Below are 4,794 nucleotides of genomic sequence, written 5' to 3' on the forward strand. Positions count from 1 at the left end.
CCCGACCGCGCCGCCCGCGACCACCGCAGCGGACACGACCGGCGCCAGCTCGACGAGCAGCAGCCGGCGTCCCTGCCCCGCGGCCAGGCCCATGGTGCGCAGCCGGGACAGCACCTTGCCCCGCGCCCGCGCGCCCGCAAGCACGGCGAACCCGACCGCCAGCAGGGCCAGCACGACGCCCGCGAGCGCGCCCATGCCATAGGAGAACGTGAGCACCCCGTTGACCCCCGTGCGTTCGAGTTCGCTGCGGCGCTGCGCCCACGTGTGGACTTCGGTGACGGGTTCCTTGACACCCCAGCGCGCCTGGCCCGCGTTGCCGGCAGCGATGAGCGTGCCCGGGTCGATCGCGCCCGACACGAAGAACCCGTTGGGGTTCAACGGCTTATCGTCCCACGGGAGCACCACGAATCGCGTCGCGGTGCGGGGGATGCCCGGAAACGCGTCGACGACGCCCACGACGTCGAAGTCGTAGTCGCGTCCCTGCAGATCGACGACGGCCCGCTTGTGCGCGCCCAGGTCGAGCGCCACCTGTGTCGAGACGAGCGCACCATCCGTTTGCGGGATGACGGTCTTGCCGGAGGCCACCTTCGTCAGCGCCCGCGTGTCCACGACGAACACGAACACCTGGCCCAACCGCTCGGCCCCCGGCCCGCGCGAGGAGATGATGTCGCGGGCGGATATCGCGGCGTACCGGGCCACGCCCGTGACGCCCGGCAGAGCTCCGATGGCCTCGGCCGTGTCGGGAGCGAAGTAGAAGCCCTTGACCACCGCGTCGGCCGGGATGTCGTGCCCCGCTGCGAGCGTCCGTCCATTCGCGACAGTGCCGGCTACGCCGATGCTGAACACCGCCGTGCAGACGGCGACGACGAGCACCGCGATCGGCCCCAGCGCGGTGCGACGGCCCGCTCCGGTCAGCCCGAGGAAGCCCACCGCGCCCCGGCCGCGCGCGGCCATGCGCCTGGCCAGGCCCAGCGGGAGCGGCAACGCGCGCAGTGTCACGATTGCGGCGGCCGCCGCCAGCAGCACAGGCACGCACACCAGGTAGAAGTCGAGTTGGTCGAGCCCCCGGCGGCGCAGCAGCCACACGCCGAGGACCGCGAGCAGCACCAGCCCGATCTCCCACAACACCGTCCGCATTGGACGCCGGAACGACGACATGGCGATCACCGGCGTCGCGACAAGCGCCAACACCGTGGCGGCTGGACGGCCCGGTGCGAGCGTGCCCAGACACCAACCCAACGCGGCCGCCACCGGCACGATGGGCAACACTTCGACCAGTGTGTGCCGGCCGACCCGGCGGAGTGACGCGCCCCGGGCGCGCAGCAGGTCGAGCTCTTGCCGCCGCCGGTTCACGGCCAGCTTCGAGGCCAGCAGGATCAGCCCACCCACGGTCGCGAGCGTGGCCGCCTGCACTATGGCGAACAGCGACTGTGCGGCCTTGGCGTTGTCGGCGAAGCGCGCGAGCGCCGTGTCCAGGCCCGTCTCCGCCGAACTCTCATCGATTCCCGCGCGCCGCCCGTCGAGTACCGCCTTGATAAGCGACGGGACCGCCACGGCATCCAATCTGGACAGACCGATCCGGTAGCGCCACTCGAACGAGACGGGGATGCCGGCCTGATGGGCACGGCTCATGCCCGCGACATCGGTGAGGTAATAGGCCAGGAAGGACTCGCCATCGTTCTGCGGCGCATATGCCTTGAGCGCCAACGGTTCCGGCTCCCACACCGGGGCTCTTGGATCAGTGGGCTCGACGATTCCGACAACGCGCACCGGCAACAGGCCGAGCGTGAAGTCGCTGCCCACCGCCTGGTTCAAGACGCGTGCGCTGGCCGCGGTCAGTGCGACCTCCAGCCGGGGCGGTTCCTCCTGGCCGCGGGCGTCTCGCTTCGGCCTCCCGCCGTTTGCGGTCGGCCAGAAGGCCGTGTGGCCTCCTCTTGCGCTCGCCAGGCCGGCTGTGAGCGAGTTGTCGGGCCAGCGCCCGGCGGTCAAGCGCATGCCCTCGCGGATGCCCGTGCCCTCGCGCAGGCCGAACAGGGCGCGCGCCGGCAGGCCCGTATCATTTGCGGCCACACGATTCGTGGACACCGCATACCACGACATGCCGACGCGGTCGGCGAACGCGGGATCGAGCGCGCGCAGCTGCTGTTCGAGCCGGGCGGCGGCGTGTTGCGGCCCAAGCCCCCCGGGCCCGGCGGGCCCGAAATGGAACGTCACGTCCTTGACCTGAAACGGCAGGCTCTCGATGCGGGCGCGCAGCGCCTCGTCCTCCAGCCGGTTGGCCACGCGCGGCGCGCCGACCAGCAGCGCGCCCGCGATGAGCGTGAGCACCGCGACCAGAGTCAGATGCCCGATGTTGGCGCGCATCCGCGCGAGCGCTCTCATCTGTTCATCCGGCGGGACAGAAACACCGACAGCACAAGGATTCCCACGGCGGTCGCCGCGACGGGACGCCAATCCACGCTCAGCACGGGGAGCGGATCGGGCCGCCCTGCGCTAGGCGTGAGAATCACCAACGGTGCCATGCTCGCGGCCACTCCAATCCCGACAGCGACGCCGACCGCGACTCCAAGGCCGGCCAGGAATCCCTGCTCCGTTGCGAGTGCGCGGGTCAGTGTGCGGCGGCTCGCGCCGAGGGCGCGCAACACGTCCAGTTCGTCGCGGCGGCGGCGCCCCGTCGCCCGCACGTCCACGGCCACGCCCACCAGGGCGAGCGCGATCGCCCCGAACGCCGCGATGAACAGGGCCTGGCGTGCGCCGACGCCGTACGGGTCCTGTCCGGCCTGTTGGGCCATCGCGATGCGGTCATGGACGCGCAGGTTGGGCAGTTGCCGTGCCGCCGCGGCGGCGTCGGCGTGCGATCCGGGAACGGTCTGGATCCACCACTCCTGCACGCTCAGCCCCTCAAGCGACGGCAGATCGAGCAGGATCGCGGGTTCGCCCTGGGTCCCCGGCAGGCTCGGCACCTCGCGCAGCAGCGCGACCGAGACCGTGTTGCGCCCGACCGGCAGGCGAACCTCCTCCCCGACCTCCTTGTGCAGCACGTCGAACGCCTTCGTGCTGGCGAGCGCCGGGATGACCCCGTTGCCTCGCCGCGCCACGAGATCGGCGAACGGCACGCCGTCGCGGAACCGCATCACGCGGGCCGCCTGCTCCAGGTCCATCGCGAAAAGCGTTGACGCCGTGGACTTTTCGCCCAGTGAGACGGTGTTGCGCCACGCGGGCACGGCCAGCGCCACGCCGGGCAGTGCCGCCACCGCCGTCTCCCTTTCCGCAGGAGCGAACCCGGAGGTCTCGCTGAGCCGCAAGTCAGCACCCGCGCTGTGGTCGGCCTGGTCCACAATGGACCGTGCTGCCGTGCCCGCGAGGGCCCACGCCAGGGTGCTCACCGCGACGGCGAGCGCGAGCAGCAGCACCGGCCCGGCGTGCGGGCGGCGACCGGCCTGCCACATGCCCAGCTGCGCGGCGAACCAGTGCCGCCGGTCGATGAGCCGCTGCCCCAGCCCGGTCAGCGGGGGCAGCAACCGAAGCGCCACAACGGATGCGGCGAGCACACCCAGCGGGGCCGCCGAGGCGAGCAGCGGGTCGATGCCCAGCCCGGTGATCGGGGACGAGTACTGTCGCAGCTGCAGCCAGGCCAGCCCGGCGAACGCGACCAGCAGCAGGTCGATCCCGGCGCGCTGGATCAGCGTGGCCCGGCTGGGCCGGGCCTCCAGCAGGCTCGCGCCATTCACACGGCCAGGCGGGCGCGAGAGAAGGTCACGCGGACCCGCAGCCGACCGCCGTTGCCGGCGGGGACCGGGGCGAGACGCCCGCGGCCCATGAGACACGGCCGGTACCACCATGGCTAAAACACATCCCACGGCCGCGGCTCCCCACGGGCTGAACGGTGTCACGACCGCGAATGCGGGCAGCGCGATCAGCATTCCTTCCCCCGCCGCGAGCCGGGCCAGTTGCACCCGGTCGGCGCCGCGCGCCTTGAGCAGTGCCACTTCGGGCCTGCGCCGCTCGCCGAGCAGCCCGGCGAGCAGGACCAGCGTGTACCCGCCGAGCACGATGATCAGCAGCATGGGGGTCAGCAGTGACGACCGCGCCACCAGATCGGCCCGCTGCACCCGCTCGACCAACCGGTCGAGCGTTGTGTATGCCTGTCCGCCGTCGCCCATGCCCATCCGCTTGGGCAGCCCGGCAAGGCGCTGCACGTGTGCGCGCACGGCGGCCAGATCGTCCAATGTGGCCCGTGTCAGATCGGGCTGTGCGACCCAGGCGGCCGACTCGAAGGCGATGTCTTCCATGACGATCGGCCCGTAGGTGTTGCCGATCGAGCCACGGGCCGTCTCGGGCGCCAGCAACCAGAACGCGTCCTCCGCCCGGATCGGCTCGAACAAACCATCGATGCGGACCTCTGTCACAAGTGACGTCCGCCGATCGATCAGTGGGACCGTGCCCCCGGCTTTGACGCCGAGAACGCGTGCCGCCGCCGCGCCCATGACGGCCGGGCCCCACGAACCCTCGACCAGCCGCGCGTGCTCGCGCAGCCCTGAAAGCGTCATCACGCTCGCGTAGACCACACCCTGCGCGTCGCCGATGGCCTGGCCCGTACCGCCGCCAAATTGCCGCCCGGTCGCGTAACCGGCCTTGAAGAGGGACCAGCCGGCCACCTCTGCCCGGATGACCTCATCGGCGGCCGGCTTGTGCGGCCCCTGCACGAGCAGCGCCCGCTCCTGCGGCGGCGCGGCGGCCACGGCCTCGCGCGCCCCCCGGGCGATCACCGCATCGCCGTGCACCGCCAGCGCC

General features: G+C 72.1%; 2 protein-coding genes. Both read right to left on the minus strand.

Annotated elements, in window-relative coordinates; genetic code table 11:
- The coding region (locus DM816_RS40215) for an FtsX-like permease family protein (RefSeq protein WP_162908350.1) at nucleotides 1–2,382 on the minus strand (2,382 nt) is incomplete at its 3' end.
- Nucleotides 2,379–4,794, minus strand: a 2,416-nt coding sequence (locus tag DM816_RS40220; protein WP_162908351.1) for an ABC transporter permease, incomplete at its 5' end; no start/stop codon positions are given. The genes DM816_RS40215 and DM816_RS40220, both read right to left, overlap by 4 nt.

Origin of the sequence: Allorhizocola rhizosphaerae (genome assembly GCF_003426775.1) — a bacterium.
Taxonomy (GTDB): Bacteria; Actinomycetota; Actinomycetes; order Mycobacteriales; family Micromonosporaceae; genus Allorhizocola; species Allorhizocola rhizosphaerae.